This window comes from Nocardia sp. NPDC050175 (assembly GCF_044459885.1).
In the GTDB taxonomy this organism is placed as follows: Bacteria; Actinomycetota; Actinomycetes; order Mycobacteriales; family Mycobacteriaceae; genus Nocardia.
Map to the genome: position 1 here is coordinate 38,064 of NZ_JBITJI010000012.1, position 23,410 is coordinate 61,473.

Sequence of the window (23,410 nt, forward strand, 5' to 3'; positions counted from 1 at the left end):
CCCCTACAGTTGGTCACATGACCAACTCGTGGGTGAACTGGGCTGGCGATCAACAGTGCACGCCGGCGACCATCGCCTCCCCGCGCACCGCCGATGAGGTCGCCGAGATCCTCGGGCGAGCCAGCGACGCAGGACAGATCGTGCGCGTGGCAGGAGCGGGGCATTCGTTCACCGACACCGTCCTGACCGACGGCGTGCTGCTGAACCTCGCGAACCTCGACCGCGTCCTCGACGTCGACACCGCCACCGGACGCGTCCGGGTCGAGGCGGGCATCACCCTCAACGCCGCGAGCAACGCGCTGCACGAGCACGGCCTCGCCTTCCCCAACCTGGGCGACATCGACGTGCAGACCGTGGCGGGCGCGACCGCCACCGGCACCCACGGCACCGGGTCCACCCTGCAAAACCTTTCGGCCGCACTGCATTCCATCGAACTGATGCTCGCCGACGGCAGCCGGGTCGAGTTGAACGCGGAGACCGATCCCGAGGGCTGGCGCGCGGCCAGGGTCAGCATCGGCGCGCTCGGCGTGATCACCGCCGCGACGCTGCAGTTGGTGCCGTCGTTCGTGCTCGAGGGCATCGAGCGGCCGGTCCCCGTGGACGACATCCTCGCCGACCTGGATTCCTACGTCGACGACAACGAGCACTTCGAGTTCTACATGTTCGGGCACAGCCCGCTGGCGATGACCAAGCGCAACAATCCCGTCGAACTGCCCGAGCAGCCGCGCGGCAAGGCCGTCGACTGGCTCACCGACATCCTGATGTCGAACTACACCTTCGACGCGCTGTGCAAGCTCGCCCGCTGGCAGCCGCGGCTGGTGCCGTACATCCAGCGCGGCGCCGCCTACGCGGGCAGCTACCGTCGCCAGGTCGACCGCTCCTATCGGGTCTTCGCGTCCCCGCGCCTGCTCCGCTTCACCGAGATGGAATACGCGATCCCGCGCGAGCACGCCGCGACGGCGATCCGCGAAATCAAGGATCTCTCCACGAAATTCCATACCGCGATGCCGATCGAGGTCCGCTGGGTCGCCCCCGACGACGCGTTCCTCTCCCCCGCCACCGGACGCGACACCTGCTACATCGCCGTGCACCAGTACAAAGGCATGGCGTACGAGCCGTACTTCCGCGCCTGCGAGGCCGTGTTCGACAAATACAACGGCCGCCCGCACTGGGGTAAGCGGCACTTCCAGACAGCGGACACGTTGCGCGAGCGCTACCCCGACTGGGACCGCTTCGCCGAGGTGCGCCGCCGATTCGACCCGAAGGGCCGCTTCAGCAACGCCTACCTGAACCGGGTGCTCGGCCCCATCGACTGAACACACGCACGCTTCTTGATGTCCCGCACCGGGATTCGCATGCGATTCTCGGTGCCGGAAATCAGCAGGCGTGCGTCGGTTATGCGCGGGCGGCGAGGATCTCGGCGACCAGACGCGGGACTGCGGCACCGATGGGTTCGCGGACGAGCTCGGTGGCCATCGAGTCGTACGGCGTCGCTTCGTTGTTGACGATGATCAGGTCCGCGCCGTTCTCGACGGCGATGGCGCACATCGAGGCTGCGGGCTCGACCTGCAGCGAGCTGCCGATCGCCAGGAAGATGGCGCTGGTTTGTGCCGTGAGCGCAGCTTTCATCATGGTGCGCCGGTCCAACTGCTGGCCGAACATGATGGTCGCCGACTTCAGCACGCCGCCGCACTGCGGGCACGGCGGGTCCGCCTCGCCCGCCGCGACGCGATCCAGCACCACGGCCATCGTTGTCTGGTAATCACATTCGACGCAGACCACCTCGAACATGTTGCCGTGGATCTCGATCACCCGGTCCGCCGGCGAACCGGCGCGCTGATGCAGCCGGTCGATGTTCTGGGTGATGATCGTGACCGCGCGCCCGGCCTGCGCCAACTCGGCCAGCGCGAGGTGTGCGGCATTGGGTCGCGCCGCCCAGGCCGGGTTGTCGCGCCGGGCCAGCCACGCGCGCTGGCGCAGTTCCGGATCGGCCAGGTAGTTGTCGTAGGTCGAAAGCAGTTCGGCGATCGGGTCTTTCGTCCACACGCCGCGCGGGCCGCGAAAGTCGGGAATGCCGGAGTCGGTGGAGATACCCGCCCCGGTGAGCACCCCGATGCGGCCGTCGCGGCTGCGCCACTCGCTCGTCATAGCAGCAAAGCCTAGGGCGCGCGGAACCTTCGCGTCATCCGCGCTCGGTCGGCCCTACACAAGACAATGAGAGAATGTTACGCTAATCCTCTCATCGCTTTACGGGTGTTGATCAAAGGAGATCACGATGTCCGCCGCTCTCGAAACCACCAGCGCGCGTACGCGCCATCCGTTCGAGCCGGGCACCCGCCTGTGGGATGAGACCGGACTGATCACCTTCTCGCTGACCGCCGGTTCAGCCTTTCTGCTGCAGACCATGGAGCCGAGCATCGCCGCGGTGGTCGACGAACATTCCACCTTCCGCACCGATCCGATGGGGCGCGCGCTGCGCAGTATCGCGTCGGTGATGATGTGGATTTACGGCGGCGAGGAGGCGCTCGCCGAGGCCGATCGGCTGCGCACCATGCACGCCTCGCTCAACACCACCGACGCGCACGGCGTCCGGCACAAGGCGCTGGCCTCGGGGCCGTGGGCCTGGGTGCTGCACACCGGAACGTTCGCCTTCGCCGAGAACGCCAAGTACTTCGCCCGCAGCCCGCTCTCCTCGGCCGAGAAGGAGGCGGTCTACCAGGAGATGGTGCAGTTGATGCGCAACTTCTCGGTGGCGCCCAAGGAGATTCCGGCGAGCTACGCCGAGTTCGAGACGTTCTTCACCGACATGGTGGCGAACCAGTTGGAGGCCACCGGGACCGCGCGCGACTACCTGCGGGTGATCCGGTCGGTCGCGCCGCCGAAGCAGTTGCCGCGGGTCCTCGCGCCGCTCTGGCGGCGGGCTGTTGCCCCGGTCGGGCGGATGCAGTACTTCGTGACGGTGGGTACGACGCCCGAGGTCGCTCGGGAAAAGCTTGGGCTGACCTGGAGCGAATCCGATGAGCGCAAGCTGCGGGCGTTGGGTTGGATGATCGCCCGGGCGGTTCCGCTGCTTCCGGAACGGGTGCGGTACTTCCCGATCGCCTATGAGGCCCGGCGTCTCGAGCGTGATCGTGCGCGGCTGCGCAAGATGATCGACTTCCGTCCGATCTGAGCAGTTCCTGACGACGGCGCTGTGGCCACAACCGGCTGCGGCGCCGTTTTTGTTGTGCGGCAGTAGCTTTCGGCAATCACCGAGGCATGCGATGCCATCATCTCGGTTGGCGCGAACGCGGGAGATACCGTCCAGTTTGGACATCGGTCGATTCCGCGCCGACAACTTCCGGTCGATCCCGTCAGGCATAGCAGCACAGCAACCAAGGCTCGTCCGCGCAACGGCTGTGCAGCAACAATTTTCGAGCCCTATCCCCTGCACCGCAACGGGCGTCAATGCGGACGAGGACTTGTCCGCAGTAACGATCTTCGCCGCGCTGGTATACGTATCCCGTACGCTTCGACAGCGTTTCGGCCTCAACACGCCGGATAACCCTTATCTGGCAGCACACAGTCCAAGCTTTCAGATCCGCTCACCGAAAGGCGCCTCTATGCCGCACAAGCCCAGTGTGCTGTTCATCTGCGTGCACAACGCGGGCAGATCGCAGATGGCCGCCGGGTTCCTCAACGCGTTCGCGGGCGACCGGATAGAGGTGCGGACCGCGGGCAGCGCACCGGCCGCCGCGCTCAACCCGGTCGCGGTCGCCGCGATGGCCGAGGTCGGCATCGACATCTCGGGCCAGACCCCCAAGCCGTTGACGATGGACGCGGTGGGCATCTCCGACGTGGTGGTGACCATGGGTTGCGGCGACGCCTGCCCGTTCTTCCCCGGCATCAGCTACCGCGACTGGGTGCTGCCCGATCCGGCCGGGCAAACCATCGACGTGGTCCGCACCATCCGCGACCGCATCCAAATCCTCGTCGAAAACCTGATCGCCGAACTCGTCCCAGCCCTCGCCCGCTGACCGTCTTCGCACACCACCTACACGGCAGGCGCGGCCGTGCAGCGCGAATCGCGTGTGCGAAGAACAGCGTGCTGTCCGATTCGTTCAAGACCGGCCGGGGCGTGGCTGGTTACCGTGCGGGTATGACTCCACAACTCGACGTCATCGGCATCGTCGTCACCGACATGCCCGCCTCGGTCGCCTTCTACCGCCGCCTCGGCCTCGACTTCCCCGCAGGCTCCGAGGCAGAGCCGCACGCCGAGGCCGCCCTGCCCAACGGTTTCCGGCTGGCCCTCGACACCGAGGCCACCGTCCAGTCCTTCCACCCCAACTGGCAACCCCCGACCAGTGCGGGCCGCATCGGACTCGCCTTCCGCTGCGCCGACCCCGCCGAGGTCGACTCCGTCTACACCGACCTCATCGACGCCGGCTACCACGGCGAGATGAAGCCGTGGGACGCCTTCTGGGGCCAGCGCTACGCCGTCGTCCAAGACCCGGACGGCAACGGCATCGACCTCTACGCGGCGCTGCCGACCGCCGACTGATCAGCCCGCCGCCGACACCAGGCCGCTTCCGTCCGGCGCCGCGGCACCTGACCGAGTCAGTACCTGCCCCAACGGCATTCCGGTGAGATCACGCACCTCCCGTGCCAAGTGGGCCTGATCCGCGAACCCGGTCGATGCGGCGGTGTCGGCGAACGGCATCCCCCGCCGCGCCGCCGCCAACGCGCGTTGCATCCGCAACACCCGCGCCAGCGTCTTTGGCCCATAACCGAACGCGGCCAGCGAACGCCGATGCAACAGCCGCGCATTCAGCCCGGCCGCCTCAGCGGTCGCCCCCACCGACCACCCCGCGTCCAACGCCGCGACCACCCGCCGCAACACCGGATCGGGCGGCTCGACCTCCGCGGCCCGCCGCAACGCAATCCGTTCCAACGCCGACACCGGATCGTCGGCCGCGCCGAGCTGCTCACTCAACCGCCGCACCGTCCCCGACGACCACACATCGGCCAGCTCTATCCGCTGATCCCGCAATGCATCCGCAGGCACCCCGAGCAGCGCAGGCGCCGTCCCTGGAAAGAACCGAAGCCCCACATACCGCGTCCCCACCGCAGCCACCGGCCGATAGGCCCGAGTGTCCGGTCCGGCAATAACCAGCCGCTCGCCGACCCACAACAGATCAATACACCCGTCCGGCAACACCGCCGCCCCAGCATCGTCCCCAGTAACCGTCCGCGTCCACACCACGGCCTGCCCGAACCTGGACGGCCGCTCCCGATACCCCAGACCATCCCAGGCATCGTCCATGTCCTCGACGCTACCGCCACCCTCCGACATGCTCGAAGAACAGCGGTGGTCGACGGATTCAGTGGTTCCGAACCAGCGGGCTCAGCGTGGTGCCGGGGTCGGGAACACGCCGCGCGGGACGACCCGGACGAAGGCGTCGGGGTGTGCGGCGGCGATTTTCGAGTCGGGGTCGGTGCAGCCGACCGTGACATCGCCGACCGGGGCTGCGGAAAAAGTCCACACCGTCATCCAGTCCTTGCCATTCACCGATTCGGTCTTTTTCACATCCGAGGAACGGAGATCTTCGTTCCGGCCGGAACTGTCGACCACCGTGCAGCGCAGCTCATTTGCGGCCGGTCCCCACTCGGCGGGCATCCGGATATCCATCACGGCGTCGGCGGGAACGGCGACCTTTTTGGTCTCGCCGAGCGCGATCCGCACGCCACCACCGGTTTCGCCGTCGTCGCCCGCGGCGGACGTGCTCTCTTCCGAACTGGAGGTCCCCGGATTACTCGACGAGGACGATTCCTTGCTCGCCGACTTGTCGTCGGAACACCCCGACACGACGACCGCGACCAGCGCCGGACCCACCAGCCAAATCAATTTCACAGATCAAACCCTCTCGTCGCGCCCACTTACCCGGCGATTGGTACGGATCAGCGATCGAACTGCGGGGTGCTCGTCGTGATCATGTGCACGCCGCCCGACAGACAGAGCATGACAACTTCGGAGTCGAATGGAGAGTACACGCGCCCGAAATCGCCGATTTATTCAGTAATTTGCCGGAGTAATGTTGGCTCGTTCGTTGTCACCATTTACTCCACGGAGACTCGTCTGATGACTTCACCTGTCGCGTTCCACGCGGTCGAAATCCCACTGCCCGACGGCACCGCCGACGCCTACTTCGCCCATCCCGACGACGGCGCCGCCCATCCGGGCCTGCTCTTCTATCCGGACGCGCTCGGCCTGCGACCGTGGTTGCGCGAGATGGTGGAAACCATTGCCGCGCACGGTTTCGCCGTACTCGCGCCCAACGTCTTCTACCGTTCCGGCCACGCCCCGGTGGTGCCCGTGCCGGACTTCAGCGAGCCGAACGCGATGGGCGAGTTCTTCGTGGCCCTCGGCCCGATGCGCGAAGCGCTCACCCCTGACAAGGCCATGCAGGACGCGCACGGCTACCTCGCATGGCTGTCCGCCAGCGAGCTGGTCGCGCCCGGCGCGCTGGCGACGACGGGCTACTGCATGGGCGGCAGGCTCGCGCTGCGCACCGCGGCGACCTTCGGTGACCAGGTGGCCGCCGCGGCCAGTTTCCACGGCGGCTTTCTCGCGGCCGACGACCGGCCGGACAGCCCGCACCACACCGCGGCCGACATCACCGCCGAACTGTTCACCGCGCACGCCGACCACGACTCGTCCATGCCCGCCGAGGACATCACCCGCCTCGAGCAGGCGCTCGACAAGGCGGGCGTGCGCTACACCTCGGTCGTGTATCCCGACGCCCAGCACGGTTTCACCATGCGGGACACGCCCGCCTATCGCGAGGACGCATACCAGCGCCACCTGCATGATCTCCTGGCTCTGCTGAATCGCACCGTCAACGCGGAATAAAGGACTATTCATCCGATGTTTTGGCTGGAGTCGGCATCGACTCCAGCCGCCAGGCTGGACTGTGCGACAACGCGACCAACCGGCCGGTTTACGGGGGCCGTTGCCGCTGGAACCGCCGGTTCCGCATAGTGTTGTGAGTAGGCGATCATCGGGAGGACCACATGGCAATGCTGGTGTGGATGGAGGAACGCGACAACGGGGCGGAGTCCAGGCGTGAGTGACGAACGGGGCATGGCAGCGGCGGCTCAGCGCTACTCGGGCTTCACCGGGTACCGGCAGGCCGCGCTCACGACCACCCCTTCTACCCGTCCGGTCTTCATCGGCGTCGCGCTGATCGTCAGCGTGTTCCTGGTGTACGCCGCGCATCCCGCAGCGAAAGACGGCGCGGACCACGCATGGTTCGTCGGCATCGCGGTAGCGGGCGTCTTCGTCGCCCGCGGTCTGCACCTGCGACGTCCGATCACCTTGGCGCACTTCGCAGTCGCCGTCCTGGTGCTGGCGATCGCCAGCCTCGCCTACCGCGCGGAGCACCCCGGCATCGGTTTCGTACTGCTCGCCTCCAGCGGATTCATCATGGTGCTGCCGCAGTCGAGCAAGCCGCAGCCCGAACAGCTCTACCGCGTCGCCGAACTGGTCGGCCGGACCGAACTGGACCCCCTGGCGCCGTTCGCCCTGCACTCCTCGAAAACCTACTTCTTCAACGCGAACTCGACCGCCGGGATCGGCTACCGCACTCGCTTCGGCATCGCCGTGGTGGCGGGCGATCCGATCGGCGACCGCGCGGCGTTCCCCGCGTTGCTCACGGACTTCTCCGAATTCGCGATCAACCAGGGCTGGCGGATCGCGGTCCTCGGCGCGAGCCCGGACCTGGCCGAGATGTGGCAGCGCCGCGCGCTGGATCACCGTGGGCTGCACGCCGTTCCGATCGGCCGCGACGTGGTGATCGACGTGGACAAGTTCGCCCTGGTCGGCAGGCACTTCCGCAACCTGCGCCAAGCCGTCAGCCGCACCCGCAATTTCGGCGTCAGCACCGAGATCGTGGACGAGTCCGCGCTCACCGACGCGCAACGCGACGGGCTGCTCGCCATCGTCGACTCGTGGGGCCGGGGCAGGCAGACCCGCGGTTTCTCGATGATCCTGGACCACCTGCTGGACGGCCGGAACCCGAACATGCTGGTGGTGATGGCCAAGGACGAGGACGGCACGCTGTCCGGCTTCCAGCGCTACGGCGTCTCCAACCGCGGCCGCGAGCTCACCCTCGACGTGCCGTGGCGCAGCAAGGACGCCCCGAACGGCCTGGACGAGCGGATGATCATCGACCTGGTCGACTACGCCCGCGAGCACGACATCCACCGGATCTCGTTGGCCTTCGCACCCTTTCCCGAGCTATTCGCCGACAAGGAGAAGTCGCGCACGGCGAAGTTGATCTATGTGGCGGTGCATCTCGGTGATCCGCTGATCCGGCTGGAGTCGCTGTATCGGTTCCTGCGCAAGTTCCACGCGCTGACCGATCAGCGGTACGTGCTGATCCGCTGGCGCGAGGTCATCATCGCCGCCGCCGCGCTGCTTACCCTGGAGTTCGCACCGCACCGCCGCGAACACTGAGGAAGCCGATGGAACTGACGCACAGCGATATCAAGGCCGCCGTCGCGCGGGTAGCGGGCCAGGTCCGGCCGATCGCCCTCGCCGACGACGGGCAACTGTGCCTCGCGCTGGAGTTCCTGCAGCACACCGGCAGCTTCAAAGCGCGTGGCGCGCTGAACTTCCTGCTCACCCATCGGGAGAACGGCACGCTGCCGGACGCGGGCGTGACCATCGCCTCGGGCGGCAATGCCGGGCTGGCCTGTGCCTGGGCCGCGCGCAGTCAGGGCGTGCGGGCCACCGTGTTCCTGCCGACCACCGCGCCGAAGGTGAAGGTGGACCGGCTGCACTCCTATGGCGCCGAGGTCACGCTGATCGGCACGCAGTACGCCGACGCGCTCGCGGCCAGTCGCGAATTCGCGGCTACGACAGGCGCTTTGCTGTCGCACGCCTACGACAACCCGCTGATCGCCGCGGGCGCGGGCACGCTGATGGAGGAGATCCATCAGCGACTCTCCGACCTCGACACCGTGGTGGTCGCTGTGGGTGGCGGCGGGCTGTTCGCCGGAGTTGCTACCGCCGCGGATCATTACGGCGTCCGGACGATCGCGGTGGAGCCGTCGCGCTGCCGCGCCCTGAACGCGTCGATCGAGGCGGGGCAGCTGGTCGACGTGGACATCGATTCGATCGCCGCGGACTCTCTCGGTGCCCGCCGGGCCACCGAACTGGCGCTGTACGCCGCGCAGACCTACAACGTCACCTCGGTCCTCGTCGACGACGCCGACATCATCGCGGCCCGGCGCGCCAGCTGGGAAGACCGCCGCCTCGTCGTCGAATACGGTGCCGCCACAGCGCTTGCCGCGCTGCGCGGCGACAATCCGCCGTTCCGGCCCGAGCCCGGCGAGCGGGTGTGTGTCGTGGTGTGTGGCGCGAATACCGACCCGGCCGATCTGACGACGTAAGCGCGCGATGGTGCCGCCCGGATTTCCGGCGAACACCGCCGAGCGGCGTTAGGCTCGTACCGTCTTCGATCCCGACGGAAGCACTTCCATGGCGCTCGCATCCCGCATGGTTCCCCTCGGCACACCGGCACCGGACTTCACGCTGCCCGATCTAGATCACCGGACGCATTCGCGCGCGGACTTCGCGGACGGGCCCGGCCTGCTCGTCGTCTTCGCGTCCAACCATTGCCCGTACGTCAAGCATCTCGAATCGGCGCTCGGCGAGGTCGTCGATTCGCTGCCCATGCCGACGGTGGCGATCTGCACCAACGACGCCGCCACCTATCCCGACGACGCGCCGATCCGGCTGCGCGACCAGGCCATTCGCGCGGGCTGGACGTTTCCCTACCTCGTCGACGAGGCACAGGAGGTAGGCCGCGCCTTCGAGGCCGCGTGCACGCCGGACTTCTTCCTCTACGACGCGGCCCTCACGCTCGCGTATCGAGGCGCCTTCGACGAATCCACCCCCGGCAACGGAAAACCGTTGACCGGCACCGAGTTGCGTGCCGCCATCGAGGCCGTGCTGGACGGCAAGCCGGTGCCGGAACCGCACCGGCCGAGCATGGGCTGCTCGATCAAGTGGCGGGCCGACTGACATTCCGCGGCGACAAGCAGTGCCCGGTGGGCGAAAATAGCACCGTCGCAGGACCCGACCGTCCGACGAAAGGGGAGGGACGTTGGCAACCATCGTTCTCGTACACGGGATCGCGCAGGAACAGGCCGCGGCCGACACACTGGAAGCGCAGTGGCTGCCAGGACTCGCGGGCGGGGTACGCAATCACGGTGACAACGACCTGGCTGATCGCCTGTGGCGCAACGGTTTACCCGGCGACATCTCGACCAGAATGGCGTTCTACGGCAATCAGTTCCTGGCCAAGGGCGCCCAGGGCACCGCGGTGGGCGACCTCGACGACGAGCAGCTCGAGCTGATGGAGCAACTCGCCGAGGAGTGGTTGGCGACCGCCGCCGAGTACGCGGGCGATCAACGCGACCGGGCGACGGCCCAGCGGCTGGTCGCCGTGCCACCACCGGACGCTCGACCGCAGGGCCCCCAAGCCGCGCTGCGCCCGGCACTCAACGCACTGGTCCGGTTACGCTGGTTCGCCCCGTTCGGCATCGGGCTCGCCGAGAAGTTCGTGGTACGGGCCCTTTCTCAAGTGACCCGCTACTTCACCGACGAGGCCGTCCGGGAGTACGCCCAACAGCAGGTGCTCGCCCACGTCGGCCCGGAGACCAAGCTCGTCGTCGCCCACTCCCTCGGCTCGGTGGTGGCCTATGAGGCACTGCACCGGGTCGACCAGGAGGTGACCCTGCTGACCATGGGCTCGCCGCTCGGACTGCGCACCGTCATCTACGACCGGCTCCACCCGAAACCCTCCACCGTCCCCAAATCCGTTGCCAGCTGGCACAATCTGGTCGACCGTGACGACCTGGTCGCCGCCCACCTCGACCTCGTCCCGTTCTTCCCGCCGTTCCCCGGTGCCGATGTCGCCCCGATCACCGAGGAACCGGTGGACAACGGCGCGAGCCCGCACGACTCCACGAACTATCTGACGAAGGAGATCACCGGTGGCATCGTCGCCAAAGCACTGACGGGCTAACGGTTCTCGGCAACCGCCTGCTCGGATACCGCGCCGCGCAGGCGATCACGCCGCAACAGGTACACCGCCAAAACCAATCCTGCTGCGGTGAGCACCGCCCCGACCAGGGGGATCGACCGCACGCCCGATCCGTCGCCGGTCACCGCGCCGCCCAACCATCCCGCGCACGCCGCGGCGAGCTGGAACCCGGACGCGTTGACCGCGACAGCCAGCGTCGGCGCGGCAGCGGCCGCCATGACAACCCGCGTCTGCATGCCGGGGATGATCGCGAACGCCAGCGCGCCGATCACGAAAGTCAGTACCGCGGCGCCTATTTGATTGCTGCCGACCAGCCAGAAGAGGAACAGCGCACCGACCAGAGCCGCGAGCAGGCCCGTGACCGAAGGCAGCAATGCCCGGTCGGCCAGCCACCCGCCGGCCTGGTTGCCGACAACCGCACCGACGCCGTACACCAACAGCAGCACCGGAACCGTGCTCTCGGCGAAGCCGGCGATATCGGTGAGCAGGGGCGTGATGAACGTAAAAACGGTGACCACACCGATATTGCCGAGCGCGGTAAGCGCGATCGCCCACCACACCTCGCGGTCACCGAACACGCGCAACTCACCGAACACCGATCCGTCCGCACCGGGCCGATCCGGCATGAACCGAAGCACCAACGGCAACGCGACGGCCGCACACACCGCCACCGCAACGAAAGTCGCCCGCCAGCCCAAACTTTGGCCGATAACAGCCCCGATCGGCGTCCCGAGCACGATGCCGAGATTCATCCCGAGCGCCACCCGCGCGACAGCGGCGACCTCCCTGCCCGGCTCGGCAGTGGACACCGCGGTAGCGATCGCCACCGCGAAGAAAGTGGCGACAACCAACCCCGCCGCACCCCGCATCACCAGCAGGACAGCGTAATTCGGCGCGACCGCCGATCCCAGGTTGGCGAGCACCGAGAACAGCACCAGCCCGACAACGAGCGGCTTGCGCGCCACCCACGCCGTCAACACGGTGACCACCGGCCCGCCGACGATCATGCCGATCGCATACGCGGTCACCAACATTCCCGCCGCAGAGACCGAGATATCCAGTCCCCCAGCGACTTCCGACAAAATCCCAGCGATCACGAACTCCCCGGTCGTGAGACTGAAGACCACCAACATCAACGAAAACACAGCAGGCCGCATCACAGCATCCTCATGTAGTTCTAACTCAAATGATATGAACTAGAACTATCACAGTTCGAACCAAGAGCGCTAGACTCGGAAAAATGACGCGCCGGCCCGCAACGAACGTGGACACCGAACTCGACCGGGACGTCTGCAAGCTGGTGCACCAGTTCACCCACCGGCTCGACGTGCACGTCCGCCGCGTCGCCGAACAGCTGGAACTCACCCCGTCACAGGTCATCGCCCTGCGCGAACTGTCCGAGCCGATCACCGCGCGCGAACTGGCCACCCGCATGTCCTGCGAGCCGTCCAACGCGACCTTCGTCCTCGACAAACTCGAACAGCTGGAACTGATCCGCCGCGAACCACACCCGACCGACCGTCGCGCCAAACAGATCATGCTGACCCCGGCAGGCAAGCGCCGCCGCGCCACCGCCGTCGAGCTGCTCGGAGCCGAGTCCCCGCTCACCTCGCTCACCGCCACGCAGCAGCAAGCCCTGCGCGATCTACTGCACGCCATGGCGGAAACCCAGGACTGACCACCACTTGATCTAGGCATACGTACGCACGTATTGTTTGTTTCATGACCGTGGCGATCCCCACCACCGAAGAAACCGACCCGTTCTGCCTGCCACCCCTGGAGGCCGCGGCACTGCTCTACGACGCCCCGTGGCAACGATTCGGCGTGATCGGAGACAGCCTCTCCGCAGGCACCGGCGACCCGAGCCCCGGCTACGCCACCCTCGGCTGGCCCGACCGCGTCGCCGACATCCTGCGCCGCGTGCGTCCCGACCTCGAGTATCTCAACACCGCGGTAGACGGGGCGACCACCCTGGAAACCCTACGGCGCCAAGCAGATCGAATACTGGAGTTCGCCCCCCACCTCCTGCACCTACCGTCCGGCGCGAACGATATCGTCCGCCGCACACCCGATTTCGGCGAGATCGAACAGAACCTGCGCGACATGTACCGCATGGCAGCGAGCACCGGAGCCAGGCTGACCGTCTTCACCCTCGGCAAAGCCTATGTCGTGCCGGTCTTTCCGGACTGGCGCGACCGCGTCCGCCGGGTCAACGACCTCACCCGCACGCTGGCCGCGGAATTCGACGCCACGGTGATCGACATGTGGGACCACCCGATCAACGATCGCCCGAACCTGTTGAGCGCGGACGGTATTCACTTCAGCACTTCCGGCCAGGCGGTCATGGCGGCCGAAGTAGTCAAACAACTCGCGCACCTACTGGAAGCCCCCACGATGCGGGCCGGGCACGACGGCCCGCATCGAATCAACCACTAATCCTTGGGCAGCGCGGCTTTCGCTTCCTCGTAGCCGCCGGTGGGCGCCGCCTCGTCCTTGGTGTAGACGAGGTGCAGCACACCGGTGGTGAACGTCTCCGAGGAGAGCAGCCGCAGCGGCAACGTCGAGTCGCGATCGTCGAACAGCCGCAGGCCCTTACCCACCACGATCGGGTGCACCAGCAGATGCAGCTCGTCCAGCAGCCCGGCCGCCAGCAGCTGACGGACGATGGAGACCGAACCGCTCATCCCGATATCGCCGCCGGGCTCGTTCTTCAGCGCGGCCACCGCCTCGAGCAGATCACCCTTCAACACCTCGGAATTACGCCAGGTGAGGTCCAGGTCCTGGTGCGAGACAACGATCTTGCGGGCATCGCCCATCGACTTGGCCATGCCCGCGTCCTCGCCGCCGGCATCCTCGCGCTCCGGCCAGGCCGCCGCGAAGCCTTCGTAGGTGACCCGCCCGAGCAGCAGCGTGTCGGCGGTCCCCAGCTGCGCGGTGACCGCCGCACCCATCTCCTCGTTGAAGTACGGGAAGTGCCAGTCCTGCGGGTCCGCGACGACGCCGTCGATCGCAACGAACATGCCTGCGGTGATTTTCCTCATCGTCCATCTCCTGGATCAGTAGTGCCGGTGTTGCCTGATCTGACGGAGCGGTGATCGGAAAATCATCGGTCGCGGCATCAGACCCGTTCAGCCTCCACTACCCAGATCGGCAGCAGCATCGAACCCTCCGAGTCGAACTCGAGTTGCGCCCCGCTGCGGTCCATCACCGCCTTGAACTCCGGTGACGGCTTGATCGCGGTCAGCTTGCCCGCGCGCAGCTCGGTGAGGTGCCAGTCCGGGGCAACGAAGGTCGCGCGCAGTTCGTCCTCGCCGATCGAGTACGGGGCGTACGTGTCAGAGTAGTCGGCCTGGGAGAAACAGAATTGGATCAATCGCGCGCCGGGCCGCATCACCCGGTGCAGCGCGGCCACGTGTGCCTTGCGCTGCTCGGGATCGAGGCAATGCGCGAGGGCACTGCTGACGACCGTGTCGAACCGGCCGTCGTAGCCGGTGAGCACGGTCGCGTCCGCGACGGCGAACTCCGCGGTGACACCGCTCTCGGCCGCCTTGGCACGCGCCTTCTCGATCGCGGTCGGCGCGAAATCCAGCCCGGTCACGTGATAACCGAGGCCGGCCAGATAAATCGTGGTATCCCCTGGGCCGCAACCGATGTCGAGCACGTCGCCGGTGATCCGGCCCGCCTGCTCGAACTCGACGAGCAGCGGTTGCGGCCTGCCGATCTCCCACGGCAGCCGGTCCATGGTCAGGCCCTCGACGATGGTGCCGCCTTGATAAGCCTGTTCGAAATCGATGGTCGATGGGTCGAGCTCGGGTGTTCCGTCATTGGCAGTCATAGCTAACCTGTCCCTCGCCTTGATGGTGGATCGGGAAATTCGACGGATGAATTCTAACCAGAAACGGAGTAAGTGTCTCCGTTTTGACGTGTCATGCTTTCCGCCGATTCAGCCCCCGACGGTGGACCCGTGGAAGGCTGCGCGATAGCTGTGCGGACTGGTGCCGACAACCCGCTTGAAGCGGTCCCGGAACGCGGTGGGTGAACCGAAACCGACCTGCCCGGCGATCCGGTCCACCGGGTGGGCGGTGGATTCGAGTAGGTACTGCGCCTGGCGAATTCGCGCTCGCAACAACCATTGCAGCGGCGTGGTTCCGGTCTGTTCACGGAAGCGCCGGTTGAGCGTGCGAGTGCTCATCCCGGCCTGCGCGGCGATCTCGTCGAGGGTCAGATCCTTCGCGAAATTGTCCTGCAGCCAGCGTGTTACGGGTTCCAGCACCGAACCGCGCGGGGTCGGCGGCTGGTCGTGCACGATGAATTGCGCTTGTCCCCCTTCGCGTTCCAGCGGCACGACGGACAGCCGGGCCGCGTCGGCCGCGACGGCAGAGCCGTGATCACGGCGAATCAGGTGCAGGCACAGGTCGATTCCCGCGGCGGCGCCCGCGGAGGTGAGCAGTTGGCCGTTGTCCACGTAGAGCACGTCCGGGTCCACCTCGATGGCGGGATAGTGGGCCGCGAACTCGGTGGCGGCGGCCCAGTGCGTGGTCGCGCGGTGTCCGTCCAGCAGACCGGTGGCCGCGAGAATGAACGCGCCGACGCAGATCGATGCGATGCGCGTACCTCGGTCCGCGGCCGCCCGTAGCTCGTCGAGGACCTCGTCCGGGACCGGCAGCGTGAGATCGGCGAGGCCGGGCACGATGATGGTGTCCGCGTCGGCCAAGGCCGTCAGGTCGAACGGCGGCCGCAGCGTGAACGCCCCGGCGTCCACGGTCTCCGTGACACCACAGACCCGCACCCGATAGGCGGCTCGACCATCGGGCAGCCTGGCCGCGCCGAAAACGTCGATCGGCGTCGTGAGGTCGGAGGGGATGACCTTGTCCAGCGCGAGCACAGCCACGACATGCATGACCCAAGCGTAGGCGACCACCCGATTCGAGCCAATGCCTGTGACCTGCACCATTCGACAAAAGACGATGTCGAAGCGGTTGGCGAGAATCAACCGGCGTGTGGCAGTTTCGCCTATTCCGCACCGGCCGATTCACCGTTAGCCTCGCCGCTGTGACGAAGTTTCTGCTGTCGGTCCACGTGCTGGCCGTGATCCTCGCCGTCGGACCGGTGACGGTCGCCGCGAGCATGTTCGCGCCGACCACACGCCGAGCCCTGGCCGAGCCCGGTAGCGAACCCGCCGTGCTCGCCACACTGCACCGCATCTGCCGGGTCTACGCCTATCTCGGCATTCTCGTCCCGATCTTCGGCGCACTTACCGCGGTCAGCCTCGGCGTGCTCACCAACACCTGGCTCGTCGTCTCGATCGGCCTGACCGCGGCCGCCGCCGGCGTGCTCGTGCTGCTCATCCTGCCCGGCCAGCACAAGATCCTCGCAGACCTGCCCGGCACCACGCCGACGCTGATCCGCCGACTCGGCATGGACACCGGCATCTTCAACCTGCTGTGGGTCGCCGTTACCGTGCTGATGATCGTCCGGCCGGGTTCGACGACCGGGGCCTGACGCTTATTCCGGCGCGGCCATATGCCGGATCGTCTCGCCGCCCTTGGCGTGGTGCAGTCGGCCGAATTTGCTGTCGAGCAGGTGCGCCATGCTGTCCGCCGCGCCACGAACCGCCTCCTCGAGGGTTTCCCCACGATGGGTGGCCGCCACCGGATGCTGTCCGGCGGGCCGCGCCTCCAGCACGCACTGCTTGTCTTCCGGCCCGCCCTTCTCGCCGTTCAGGTCGGTCAGGTGGGCCTCGACCCGCGTCAGCTGATCGCTGAAACGGTCGAGCACGGAAGCGATCTCGGCTTCCGCCCACCGCATCAGGTCTTCGCCGCCGTGGATGCCGCTTCCGGTATTGATCTGGATCTGCACAGCTTTCTCCATTCCGTTAGGTAGCAAACTCCACGAAACCGACACTACCTGCGCGAACCCTGTGGTCGATGTCATAACGGAAAGGCCCGGTCCGCGTGGACCGGGCCTTTCCGCCACTGATCAGGGGCGTTGGCCGCGCTTGCGGGCCAGCATGGAGACCGTGAACAGCGGCGCGATCACACAGATCATCAGCACCGGCGACAGCCACGCCATGGTGTGGATCGGCAGCTGGTAGGCGAGCACGATCCGCAGCACGGCCTCGCCGAGCAGGCCCGCGCCCCACATCACGGAGAGCACGGTGAACGCCCTGCGCTTGTCGGGATTGGTGCGGTAGGCCTCTTCGAATTCGGCCAACTTTGCCTGGCCGCCCGCGGCGATCCCCTTGCGCGCCGCCAGGTAGATCAGCGGTTTGCCGATCATGGCGCTGATCAGAAAGGCGAGACCGATCAGCACCGTCGCCGCGGAATCCTTGGCGATCATCAGCCGGGGGTCGCCGGTGATCAACGAGAGGACAAGCCCAACGACGAAGCCGCACAGGATGATTGCCGACATCACCTCGAGGCGCCGGGACCGGATCGCCAGGAAGATCAGCATCGCGGCGGAGAGCACGGTGCCTGCCAGCAGGCCGGCGAAATCGCTGTAACCGAGCTTGTGCATGGCGAAGTAGGCGCCCACCGGGATGGCGATATCGCGGGCGAGCGGCGCGAGCCAGGTGCGCACGCCGCCGGACGACTCGGTGGGCTGATCGACCGTGCTGGTGTTGGTGATGGTGGTCATCGGGGTGCTCCTCGTCGGTGTATTCGGCGGTGCGCTATGAGAATTGACGCTACGGACGCCGACGAGTGAGCAGATCTGTCAACCATCACGACTGCGGCATGACAGATGTCATGGGGGGTTACCTGGCCAGGTAACCCTTGTCGACGGGGATCTGGGCGCCGGTGATGACACCCGACGAATCGCCCGCCAGCCACACCACCACCTCGGAGATCTCCTCGGGTTCCACCAGTGCGTCGGTCTTCAGCAGGTTCGGCTGGAAGCTGTAGACGAAGGTGGGGTGCTTTTCGAACATCGAGTACATCGACGTGTCGTTGCCGAGCGGGGTGTTGGTGCCGTACGGCAGCACCGTGTTCGCCCGGATGCCGTATTCACCGAGCTCGATCGCCAGCGACTTCGTCATGCCGACGACGCCGAATTTGCTTGCGGCGTAATGGCCGCAGCCCGGGGGCGGCTTGACGCCCGCCACGGAACTGACGGTGATGATGGATCCGCCGTTGCCCGCCTCGATCATCGCGGGCACCGCGGCCTTGAGCGTGTTCCATACCCCGACCAGGTTCACGTCGATGGCCTCCTGGAACTGTTCGGCCGAGATCTCCCAGAGCCGACCCCAACTGCACACTCCGGCATTGGCGACCACGATGTCGAGGCGGCCGAAGGCGGCGATGGTGTCGGCCACGACGTCCTGCTGCCCGGCCAGGTCGCGCACGTCCACCTGCTTGGTCAGAATCTTGCGTCCCTCGCCCTCGACCAGGCGGGCGGTCTCGGCCAGGTCCTCGGGCTCGGCCATCGGATATCCGCTGAACGGCGCGGCCTGCGCGCAGACGTCGATGGCGACGATATCGGCGCCGGCCCTGGCCAGCCGGACCGCATGCGAACGTCCTTGTCCGCGAGCGGCTCCGGTCACCAGTGCGACTTTTCCGGCGAGTGCGGTCATAGTGTTCCCTCGATTCTCGATGGATTCAGTTGTGTGCTGTGAACGAGTAGTCGTCGATGGGCGAGAACCGGCTGAACCACAGTGCGCCACTGATGGTTTGCGGCCGGTAGTAGAGCGCCTCGCCTTGCGAGTTGACGAAATAGGTACGCAGGCCGGGGTTGCAGTCGACGGTGTAGGTGCTGATGAGCTTGCCGTGCCGGTTCATCTTGCGGACCCAGCGACCGAACGCTTCGGTACGGACCTGTGCCACAGTGGCTTTCCGTCGTCCGGCCTCGGTGATGACCCGGACGGCATGGCGCGCGGTGAGGTCGACGAAGGTATGCCAGGCCGCGCCGACGAACCCCTGCGGCGCGACCAGCGACCAGCGGTTGGGCAGGCCGGGGTGGGCCGAGCCGCCGTAGCTGCGCAGTCCGTTGCTGCGGTATTCGTCGGCTAGATCGAAACCGTTGGGGCCCAGAGTTTTTCCGGCCTGGTAGGTCTCGGGATCGGTGAACAGTTCATAGCCCGTCGCCAAGACGATGAGGTCGTACGGACGTTGCGTGCCGTCGGCAGTCCGAATGCCGTCGGCGGTGATTCGCTCGATCGGATTCGTCACTAGCGACGCCGAATCCGATTCGAGCGCGGTGAAGAAGCTGCTCGACAGCACGGGTCGCTTGGCGAGAATGCCGTAGCGCGGCACCATCGACTTCCGGTCTGCTTCATTGCTTACCTTGCTCCGCAACAGGATTCGATATAGACCACGCCAGATCTTGTCGTACTGGGGCAGCGCGGTGGCGAGCAGTTTGCGCGGCAGCACCGGCAGCACGTTGCAGATCAGTTGCAGCGGCAGCTCCATGATCGCCAGCACGGATCCGTTGATCACCGCGCCGACGCCGGGAAGCGCCAGAATCCGTTGCGCGCGTGGCGAAAAAGCGAAGTCGGGCTTGGGCAGGATCCAGGAGGGTGTTCGCTGATAGACATCTACCTGCTCGGCTTCGTCGACGACCGCCGCGACGATCTGCACCGAACTCGATCCGGTGCCGATCACCGCCACTCGCTTACCCGCACAGGAGTATCCGGCATCCCAGGCGTTCGGCCGCAGTATCGTCCCGCCGAATTCGTCGGTGCCCGGGATGGTGTCGGTCGATTTCGCATTGATGTATCCGCCGACGGCATTGATGACGAACCGTGCCCGGACCGGCTCATCCCCGGCGATGTCGAGCACCCAGAACTGGTCTTCGTCGTCCCACACTTCACGCTCTACCGTGCAGTTGCCGCGAAAGTACTTGTACAGGTTGAGATCCGTGGCAACCTGCTGGTTGTATCGCTGGATCTCGGCGCCCTCCGGGAACAGCCGCGACCAGTCGGCCTTGCGGGCGAAGGGGAATTGATAGAACAGGGTCGGTATGTCGACGGCCAGGCCGGGATACACATTGTCGCGCCAGCTGCCGCCGAAATCGCCAGCACGGTCAAGAATCACGAAATTCGTTATCCCGGAACGTAATAGGTGATGCGCCGCGGTGATACCACCCGGCCCGGCTCCGATGATCGCGACCTCGAAGTCTGCACTTGCCATTGTTTCTACTCTCTAGGTGACACGGGGTGCGAGACCGTTCAGCAGGAAGTCGCTGGTACGCGCCCGCACGTCGTCCGCGCTGCCGAAACCGGCCACCGCGAACGGCAAGATCTCCAAACTGAGCAGCACGCGCACGATCCAGTCACCCGCATGCAGCGGCTCCAGCCCGGGATCCACTTCGCCGCGGTTTTGCGCCTCGGTGACCAGCGTCGCCCAGAAGGTGGCCCAGCTGAGGCACAGGTTGTCGCCGTAATGCTCCAGCAGCGTGACGATGATGCTTTCGGTGCGCAGCGCGGGCGAAAAGGCTTGCGGCGTCTTGACGTGGTCGTAGATCATCGCCGCCGCCGCGCCGATCTGATCGCGCAGCGTCGGCAGCGGCCGCACGCCCGCCGCCAGTCCCTCGATGAAGGCGTTGCACAGGTACGCCAGCCCGGCGTTGATCGCGGTTTCCTTGTCGCCGAAGCCGTTGTAGACCGTCCCGCGCGACACTCCGGCGATCTTGGCGACCTCGGTCAGCCGAAAACCGTTGACCCCGAAGCGCCGAACGCATTCCGCCGCACCTTGGACCAGTTCGATCGAGGCTTCTCCCCAGGGTGCGTCCTGCGCCGCGCTGCTCATGTTGAACATATTGCGTCAATTTGTTCAAAGCGTCAAGAGTGTGTCAACTAATTCCGACGAGGACAGGAGCCTTGACGGGCTACGGGTGGGTCAATCCCACAGTGCCGCAACGACAGTCTGATAGTCGCCCGATTCGAGCGTCGGCCGCCCGGTCGCGAGCAGCCACCGTTCGACCGCGCGATCGCCGTCGGTGCGATACGTGCGCTGCTCGCCGCGCGCGATCTCGATGATGCCGCGCCGCACGCGCAGGATCTCCTCGTCCGACAACCGCGCGATGAAACCCCGGTAGGCACTGGCGTTTTCGACATCGCCCACCGTCGACCGCGGTGCCGCGGCAATCAAACCGTGTAGCTGCGCCTCGTCCCCCGGCGCCAACTGCCACTTCGGATTGGGCTTGTCGGAATGGATGTCGAGTTCGACCCTGATCATTACCGTCCCCCTGACGACAGCGCGCCGCTCACGGAAGTCCCGAGCGGAGTCCGCGACAGCACTGGCCTCCGCTCGGCGTCTGAATGGGGAGATGGTAGCCCTGGGACGCCGCGCCCACCACTCGGCGAAACAAATTCTGACCAGGCAATTCCGCATGCGGTCTTCGCACTTACCATGGGGCGTGCGCAAGGACGTCGACAGACCTGGATTCCTCCGCGAGATACGGCTCGCGTCGAACGGCGTCGACATGGACGAATATCCGTTCTGCCTGCCCGCCGTGACGCATCTCGCCCAGCTGGGTGGCCTCGCGCTGTCGCCGGGCGTGACGTTCTTCGTCGGCGAGAACGGCAGCGGGAAGTCGACGCTCGTCGAGGCGCTCGCGGTCGCCCTCGGCATGAATCCGGAGGGCGGCAGCCAGCACTATCGCTTCACCACCCGCTCGACCGAGTCGGTCCTCGGCGACCATCTGGTGGTGAAGTGGGGCATCGACAAGCCGCGCAGCCGGTTCTTTCTGCGCGCCGAGTCGTACTACAACGTCGCCACCCAGACCGAGCAGCTCGGGCCTGAGCAGCTGGCGGTCTTCGGTGGCGTATCGCCGCACGAGCGCTCCCATGGCGAGTCGTTCGTGGACCTGATGCGGCTTCGCTTCTTCCCGAACGGTCTGTACCTGCTGGACGAGCCGGAGGCGGCGTTGTCACCCCGTGGCTGCATGGCCGTGCTCGCCCTGCTGTCGGACCTGACCGCGAAGGGCTGCCAATTCGTGGTCGCGACCCACTCGCCGATCCTGCTCGCGCTGCCCGGCGCCACCATCTACGAGATCGCCGAGGACGGCGACATCGGCGAGGTCAGCTACGACCAGGCGCTACCGGTCCGCCTGACCAGGGACTTCCTCGCCGATCCGGACCGCTACCTGCGCCACCTGGTCGACGAGGAGTAGCGCTCAGCCGCCGAACACATTGCAGCCGTACCCCAGATGCACGCCGTTGCCGACCCGCAGGTCCACGCTCGCGGCCACGCTGTCATCGGGCGCCTGCACGGCACTGATCGTGTGCGACCCCGGCGTCGCGGGCACCCAATCCACCAGCGCGACGCCGCCGGACGGTTTCACCGTGGCGAACGGAATCCCGTTGTCGTAGAACACAACCGGCTGCACCACATCGGTCAACTTCGCTTTCGCCTGATAAGTGCAACCGGTCCCATAATTGGTCGCCGAACCGAAATTGATCCCCGGCGACATACCGACCTGCGTCACCGTCGCACCCGCGCCCGGCATGACACCCACCGCCGCGGCCCCGACCATTCCCGCAATAACCCCGACTCGCATCCAGATGGTTCGATCCGCCATGAATTCGGTCCTAAGTCCTGGGCGCCGGAGCACCACGCCCCAGCGAGATACCTTGCATCCTCACTCCCCCAGCCCACTTCTGTGACACAAACGGCCGAATGCTTCAGATCAGTCCGCGAATGTCGTCGGCAATACCGGGCAACGGCGTCGTCTCGCCGAGGGACGCGAACCAGTCCCACAGCTCGAGGGCGTGATAGAGGCGATAGAGCGTCGATCGCTCGGACCAGTCGTCGGGCAACGGGCCATAGCCCTGCTCCAGCGCAGCTCGCTTTACCCGGTTACCGCGTATGGCGTAGTAGTCGGTCTTCGCGAGATCCAGGAGTGGGTCCGCGGCAACAGCGTTCTCCACATCGACGAAACCGGTCACCGTCCAGTTGCCTGCGTCTTGCTGTACGAGAATGTTGCCTTCGTGGAAATCGTTGTGGCACAACGCCGGAGCCGCGCGGCGACGGAATAGATGAATTCGTTTCGCGACGTAGGCACAGATAGCCGCGTGCAGTGCGGAGTCGCCACCGAGTTCCTCGAACTCGGCGAGTTTCTTGGCGAACTGGCGCGTCATGTAGGCGGTGTTGTCCGGCTCCGGATCGAGTATTCGGGTCGTCAGATAGCCGTAGGCGGACTGCTCGATGTGATGGATCGCCGCGAGGGTCGCGCCCAACTGCCGGTAGACGTGGGCGATCTGCGCGTCGTCGAGATAGGCGCTGATGTGGGAAAGCGGTTGGACCACATCCGGCCATACGAGACGGAGGATTTCGGTGGCCTGCTCCTCATCAAGAGGTCGATCGAACACGCACCCGACCGTA

Annotated in this window: 28 protein-coding genes; 13 read left to right on the forward strand and 15 right to left on the reverse strand. The window is 66.4% G+C overall.

Annotated features, from left to right (window positions below; genetic code table 11):
* Positions 1-17 precede the first annotated feature (17 nt).
* Positions 18-1,316, forward strand: coding sequence for a D-arabinono-1,4-lactone oxidase (locus tag ACIBK2_RS33335; RefSeq protein ID WP_396973132.1), 1,299 nt, complete (start codon positions 18-20; stop codon positions 1,314-1,316).
* Positions 1,317-1,395: 79 nt separating this feature from the next.
* Here ACIBK2_RS33335 and ACIBK2_RS33340 read toward each other — a convergent pair whose 3' ends face one another.
* Entirely contained in the window at positions 1,396-2,148 is a 753-nt protein-coding gene (locus tag ACIBK2_RS33340; RefSeq protein ID WP_396973134.1) for an SIR2 family NAD-dependent protein deacylase, read from the reverse strand.
* Positions 2,149-2,275: 127 nt separating this feature from the next.
* Between ACIBK2_RS33340 and ACIBK2_RS33345 the strand changes: the two genes are divergently transcribed.
* The 3 genes from ACIBK2_RS33345 to ACIBK2_RS33355 all read left to right on the forward strand — a co-directional run bounded on the left by ACIBK2_RS33345 (position 2,276) and on the right by ACIBK2_RS33355 (position 4,540).
* The gene (locus ACIBK2_RS33345; RefSeq protein ID WP_396973136.1) at positions 2,276-3,172 is read left to right on the forward strand and encodes an oxygenase MpaB family protein; all 897 of its coding nucleotides are present in this window, start codon (positions 2,276-2,278) and stop codon (positions 3,170-3,172) included.
* 430 nt (positions 3,173-3,602) lie between these two features.
* Positions 3,603-4,016 carry an arsenate reductase ArsC gene (locus tag ACIBK2_RS33350; protein WP_396973138.1) on the forward strand — a complete coding sequence of 138 codons (414 nt, stop codon included), beginning with the start codon at positions 3,603-3,605 and terminating at the stop codon, positions 4,014-4,016.
* A gap of 122 nt (positions 4,017-4,138) precedes the next feature.
* Positions 4,139-4,540: a VOC family protein gene (locus tag ACIBK2_RS33355; protein WP_396973140.1), complete on the forward strand. Its 402-nt coding sequence runs from the start codon at positions 4,139-4,141 to the stop codon at positions 4,538-4,540.
* Here the strand turns inward: ACIBK2_RS33355 and ACIBK2_RS33360 are convergent, their stop codons facing one another.
* Complete coding sequence (locus ACIBK2_RS33360; RefSeq protein WP_396973142.1) at positions 4,541-5,302, reverse strand: helix-turn-helix domain-containing protein; 762 nt, start codon at positions 5,300-5,302, stop codon at positions 4,541-4,543. It abuts the gene before it with no gap.
* An 81-nt stretch (positions 5,303-5,383) separates the two neighbouring features.
* Positions 5,384-5,890: a hypothetical protein gene (locus ACIBK2_RS33365; protein ID WP_396973144.1), complete on the reverse strand. Its 507-nt coding sequence runs from the start codon at positions 5,888-5,890 to the stop codon at positions 5,384-5,386.
* 228 nt (positions 5,891-6,118) lie between these two features.
* On the opposite strand from ACIBK2_RS33365, the gene ACIBK2_RS33370 reads away from it, so the two are divergent.
* From ACIBK2_RS33370 to ACIBK2_RS33390, 5 genes are all read left to right on the forward strand, one after another.
* Complete coding sequence (locus ACIBK2_RS33370; RefSeq protein WP_396973146.1) at positions 6,119-6,889, forward strand: dienelactone hydrolase family protein; 771 nt, start codon at positions 6,119-6,121, stop codon at positions 6,887-6,889.
* Positions 6,890-7,102: 213 nt separating this feature from the next.
* Positions 7,103-8,494, forward strand: a complete 1,392-nt coding sequence (locus ACIBK2_RS33375) for a bifunctional lysylphosphatidylglycerol flippase/synthetase MprF (RefSeq protein ID WP_396973148.1) — start codon at positions 7,103-7,105, stop codon at positions 8,492-8,494.
* Between the two features lie 8 nt (positions 8,495-8,502).
* Positions 8,503-9,432 (forward strand): threonine/serine dehydratase, encoded by a 930-nt coding sequence (locus ACIBK2_RS33380; protein WP_396973150.1) that lies wholly within the window; start codon positions 8,503-8,505, stop codon positions 9,430-9,432.
* A gap of 88 nt (positions 9,433-9,520) precedes the next feature.
* The gene (locus ACIBK2_RS33385) at positions 9,521-10,066 is read left to right on the forward strand and encodes a thioredoxin family protein (RefSeq protein WP_396973152.1); all 546 of its coding nucleotides are present in this window, start codon (positions 9,521-9,523) and stop codon (positions 10,064-10,066) included.
* A gap of 82 nt (positions 10,067-10,148) precedes the next feature.
* A complete protein-coding gene (locus ACIBK2_RS33390; RefSeq protein ID WP_396973154.1) occupies positions 10,149-11,072 on the forward strand; it encodes a hypothetical protein in 924 nt (307 codons plus the stop codon).
* On the opposite strand, the gene ACIBK2_RS33395 is transcribed toward ACIBK2_RS33390, so the two are convergent.
* Complete coding sequence (locus tag ACIBK2_RS33395; protein ID WP_396973156.1) at positions 11,069-12,247, reverse strand: MFS transporter; 1,179 nt, start codon at positions 12,245-12,247, stop codon at positions 11,069-11,071. The two genes, ACIBK2_RS33390 and ACIBK2_RS33395, sit on opposite strands and share 4 nt — an antisense overlap.
* An 83-nt stretch (positions 12,248-12,330) precedes the next feature.
* Between ACIBK2_RS33395 and ACIBK2_RS33400 the strand changes: the two genes are divergently transcribed.
* Together ACIBK2_RS33400 and ACIBK2_RS33405 are read left to right on the forward strand one after the other, a co-directional pair.
* A complete protein-coding gene (locus ACIBK2_RS33400) occupies positions 12,331-12,768 on the forward strand; it encodes a MarR family winged helix-turn-helix transcriptional regulator (RefSeq protein ID WP_396973158.1) in 438 nt (145 codons plus the stop codon).
* Positions 12,769-12,812: 44 nt separating this feature from the next.
* Positions 12,813-13,526: an SGNH/GDSL hydrolase family protein gene (locus ACIBK2_RS33405; RefSeq protein ID WP_396973159.1), complete on the forward strand. Its 714-nt coding sequence runs from the start codon at positions 12,813-12,815 to the stop codon at positions 13,524-13,526.
* Here ACIBK2_RS33405 and ACIBK2_RS33410 read toward each other — a convergent pair.
* The 3 genes from ACIBK2_RS33410 to ACIBK2_RS33420 all read right to left on the reverse strand — a co-directional run bounded on the left by ACIBK2_RS33410 (position 13,523) and on the right by ACIBK2_RS33420 (position 15,990).
* A complete protein-coding gene (locus tag ACIBK2_RS33410; protein ID WP_379285238.1) occupies positions 13,523-14,131 on the reverse strand; it encodes a dihydrofolate reductase family protein in 609 nt (202 codons plus the stop codon). The genes ACIBK2_RS33405 and ACIBK2_RS33410 overlap by 4 nt on opposite strands.
* Positions 14,132-14,208: 77 nt before the next feature.
* Entirely contained in the window at positions 14,209-14,925 is a 717-nt protein-coding gene (locus ACIBK2_RS33415) for a class I SAM-dependent methyltransferase (RefSeq protein WP_396973161.1), read from the reverse strand.
* Between the two features lie 108 nt (positions 14,926-15,033).
* Positions 15,034-15,990: a GlxA family transcriptional regulator gene (locus tag ACIBK2_RS33420; protein WP_396973163.1), complete on the reverse strand. Its 957-nt coding sequence runs from the start codon at positions 15,988-15,990 to the stop codon at positions 15,034-15,036.
* Between the two features lie 152 nt (positions 15,991-16,142).
* Here ACIBK2_RS33420 and ACIBK2_RS33425 point away from each other — a divergent pair, with 152 nt between their 5' ends.
* The gene (locus ACIBK2_RS33425; protein WP_396973165.1) at positions 16,143-16,592 is read left to right on the forward strand and encodes a hypothetical protein; all 450 of its coding nucleotides are present in this window, start codon (positions 16,143-16,145) and stop codon (positions 16,590-16,592) included.
* 3 nt (positions 16,593-16,595) lie between these two features.
* Here the strand turns inward: ACIBK2_RS33425 and ACIBK2_RS33430 are convergent, their stop codons facing one another.
* The 6 genes from ACIBK2_RS33430 to ACIBK2_RS33455 form a co-directional block, all read right to left on the reverse strand.
* Positions 16,596-16,949, reverse strand: coding sequence for an HPF/RaiA family ribosome-associated protein (locus ACIBK2_RS33430; RefSeq protein ID WP_396973167.1), 354 nt, complete (start codon positions 16,947-16,949; stop codon positions 16,596-16,598).
* 120 nt (positions 16,950-17,069) lie between these two features.
* Entirely contained in the window at positions 17,070-17,726 is a 657-nt protein-coding gene (locus ACIBK2_RS33435; RefSeq protein ID WP_396973169.1) for a VC0807 family protein, read from the reverse strand.
* Between the two features lie 118 nt (positions 17,727-17,844).
* On the reverse strand, positions 17,845-18,660 hold the full coding sequence (locus tag ACIBK2_RS33440; RefSeq protein ID WP_396973171.1) for a mycofactocin-coupled SDR family oxidoreductase: 816 nt from the start codon (positions 18,658-18,660) through the stop codon (positions 17,845-17,847).
* Positions 18,661-18,685: 25 nt separating this feature from the next.
* On the reverse strand, positions 18,686-20,215 hold the full coding sequence (locus ACIBK2_RS33445; RefSeq protein WP_396973173.1) for a flavin-containing monooxygenase: 1,530 nt from the start codon (positions 20,213-20,215) through the stop codon (positions 18,686-18,688).
* A gap of 12 nt (positions 20,216-20,227) precedes the next feature.
* On the reverse strand, positions 20,228-20,833 hold the full coding sequence (locus ACIBK2_RS33450; protein ID WP_396973175.1) for a TetR/AcrR family transcriptional regulator: 606 nt from the start codon (positions 20,831-20,833) through the stop codon (positions 20,228-20,230).
* Between the two features lie 90 nt (positions 20,834-20,923).
* On the reverse strand, positions 20,924-21,262 hold the full coding sequence (locus ACIBK2_RS33455; protein ID WP_396973177.1) for a hypothetical protein: 339 nt from the start codon (positions 21,260-21,262) through the stop codon (positions 20,924-20,926).
* Between the two features lie 181 nt (positions 21,263-21,443).
* On the opposite strand from ACIBK2_RS33455, the gene ACIBK2_RS33460 reads away from it, so the two are divergent.
* The gene (locus ACIBK2_RS33460) at positions 21,444-22,199 is read left to right on the forward strand and encodes an AAA family ATPase (protein WP_396973179.1); all 756 of its coding nucleotides are present in this window, start codon (positions 21,444-21,446) and stop codon (positions 22,197-22,199) included.
* Positions 22,200-22,202: 3 nt separating this feature from the next.
* On the opposite strand, the gene ACIBK2_RS33465 is transcribed toward ACIBK2_RS33460, so the two are convergent.
* Positions 22,203-22,607 (reverse strand): hypothetical protein, encoded by a 405-nt coding sequence (locus ACIBK2_RS33465; protein ID WP_396973181.1) that lies wholly within the window; start codon positions 22,605-22,607, stop codon positions 22,203-22,205.
* 103 nt (positions 22,608-22,710) lie between these two features.
* The gene (locus ACIBK2_RS33470) at positions 22,711-23,397 is read right to left on the reverse strand and encodes a phosphotransferase family protein (protein WP_396973182.1); all 687 of its coding nucleotides are present in this window, start codon (positions 23,395-23,397) and stop codon (positions 22,711-22,713) included.
* Positions 23,398-23,410: the final 13 nt, after the last annotated feature.

Coding starts and splice junctions, on each gene's coding strand:
- ACIBK2_RS33455 (WP_396973177.1), bottom strand. CDS start 21,262: ATGATCAGGGTCGAACTCGACATCCATTCCGACAAGCCCAATCCGAAG.
- ACIBK2_RS33450 (WP_396973175.1), bottom strand. CDS start 20,833: ATGAGCAGCGCGGCGCAGGACGCACCCTGGGGAGAAGCCTCGATCGAA.
- ACIBK2_RS33360 (WP_396973142.1), bottom strand. CDS start 5,302: ATGGACGATGCCTGGGATGGTCTGGGGTATCGGGAGCGGCCGTCCAGG.
- ACIBK2_RS33345 (WP_396973136.1), top strand. CDS start 2,276: ATGTCCGCCGCTCTCGAAACCACCAGCGCGCGTACGCGCCATCCGTTC.
- ACIBK2_RS33410 (WP_379285238.1), bottom strand. CDS start 14,131: ATGAGGAAAATCACCGCAGGCATGTTCGTTGCGATCGACGGCGTCGTC.
- ACIBK2_RS33355 (WP_396973140.1), top strand. CDS start 4,139: ATGACTCCACAACTCGACGTCATCGGCATCGTCGTCACCGACATGCCC.
- ACIBK2_RS33420 (WP_396973163.1), bottom strand. CDS start 15,990: ATGCATGTCGTGGCTGTGCTCGCGCTGGACAAGGTCATCCCCTCCGAC.
- ACIBK2_RS33340 (WP_396973134.1), bottom strand. CDS start 2,148: ATGACGAGCGAGTGGCGCAGCCGCGACGGCCGCATCGGGGTGCTCACC.
- ACIBK2_RS33335 (WP_396973132.1), top strand. CDS start 18: ATGACCAACTCGTGGGTGAACTGGGCTGGCGATCAACAGTGCACGCCG.
- ACIBK2_RS33395 (WP_396973156.1), bottom strand. CDS start 12,247: ATGCGGCCTGCTGTGTTTTCGTTGATGTTGGTGGTCTTCAGTCTCACG.
- ACIBK2_RS33400 (WP_396973158.1), top strand. CDS start 12,331: ATGACGCGCCGGCCCGCAACGAACGTGGACACCGAACTCGACCGGGAC.
- ACIBK2_RS33380 (WP_396973150.1), top strand. CDS start 8,503: ATGGAACTGACGCACAGCGATATCAAGGCCGCCGTCGCGCGGGTAGCG.
- ACIBK2_RS33385 (WP_396973152.1), top strand. CDS start 9,521: ATGGCGCTCGCATCCCGCATGGTTCCCCTCGGCACACCGGCACCGGAC.
- ACIBK2_RS33350 (WP_396973138.1), top strand. CDS start 3,603: ATGCCGCACAAGCCCAGTGTGCTGTTCATCTGCGTGCACAACGCGGGC.
- ACIBK2_RS33445 (WP_396973173.1), bottom strand. CDS start 20,215: ATGGCAAGTGCAGACTTCGAGGTCGCGATCATCGGAGCCGGGCCGGGT.
- ACIBK2_RS33465 (WP_396973181.1), bottom strand. CDS start 22,607: ATGGCGGATCGAACCATCTGGATGCGAGTCGGGGTTATTGCGGGAATG.
- ACIBK2_RS33440 (WP_396973171.1), bottom strand. CDS start 18,660: ATGACCGCACTCGCCGGAAAAGTCGCACTGGTGACCGGAGCCGCTCGC.
- ACIBK2_RS33405 (WP_396973159.1), top strand. CDS start 12,813: ATGACCGTGGCGATCCCCACCACCGAAGAAACCGACCCGTTCTGCCTG.
- ACIBK2_RS33415 (WP_396973161.1), bottom strand. CDS start 14,925: ATGACTGCCAATGACGGAACACCCGAGCTCGACCCATCGACCATCGAT.
- ACIBK2_RS33370 (WP_396973146.1), top strand. CDS start 6,119: ATGACTTCACCTGTCGCGTTCCACGCGGTCGAAATCCCACTGCCCGAC.
- ACIBK2_RS33435 (WP_396973169.1), bottom strand. CDS start 17,726: ATGACCACCATCACCAACACCAGCACGGTCGATCAGCCCACCGAGTCG.